Origin of the sequence: Asanoa siamensis (assembly GCF_016862555.1) — a bacterium.
GTDB lineage: Bacteria > Actinomycetota > Actinomycetes > Mycobacteriales > Micromonosporaceae > Asanoa > Asanoa siamensis.
In genome coordinates, this window is the sequence record NZ_BONE01000212.1 from 1 (window position 1) to 814 (window position 814).

The 814-nt window shown below is 69.0% G+C and carries 1 protein-coding gene; it reads left to right on the forward strand.

The genetic code is table 11. From position 1 onward, the window contains the following. Positions 1–42 precede the first annotated feature (42 nt). Positions 43–814 (forward strand): transposase family protein (locus Asi02nite_RS41305; protein ID WP_203719491.1); only part of this gene is annotated, 772 nt, incomplete at its 3' end.

Here is an 814-nt window from a genome sequence, read left to right on the forward strand (position 1 = left end):
CCCGGTGTCTGTCCGTTGGGGATGATCATCGATGATTCCTGGGTGCAGGTGATCACCGCGTCGCGTCCGGAGTGGATCGTTCCGTTCACTGGGTTGGAGCCGGCTCAGTTCCGCAGGCTGGTCCGGCTGGTCGCGCGGCGCGGCGGGGACGCGATCGCGGACGGTCGGCCGGGCCGGCAGTGGGCCCTCGACCTGGCCGACCGGGTGTTGCTGGTCGCCGCGTACTGGCGGACGAACCTGACGATGCGCCAGATCGGCCCGCTGTTCGGGGTCTCGCACTCGGCCGCGCACCGGGTCATCGACACCGTCGGCCCGCTACTCGCCCTCGCCCCGGTCCGCCGGCGGCCGGTTGACCAGATCGCGATCGTCGACGGCACCCTGATCCCGACCCGCGACCACCGAGCGGCCGCCCAGAGCAAGAACTACCGCTACTCGACGAACCTGCAGGTCGCGATCGACGCAAGAACCCGCCTCGTCATCGCCTTGGGCGACCCGCAGCCCGGCAACCGCAACGACACCATCGTCTACCGCACCTCCGGCATCGACCGGAAACTGGCCGGACGGCCGGTCATGGCCGACGGCGCCTACCGCGGCAACCGCGACGTGGTCATCCCATACCGCAAACCCGCCGACGGCAGCGAACTCCCCGGCTGGAAGAAGGACCTCAACACCGGACACCGCAAGATCCGCGCCCGCGTCGAACACGCCTTGGCCAGCATGAAGACCTGGAAAATCCTCCGCGACCACCGACGCGCCGCCACAACATTGACCGACACCGCTTCCGGCATCGCCCATCTCCACAACATCGCCCTGA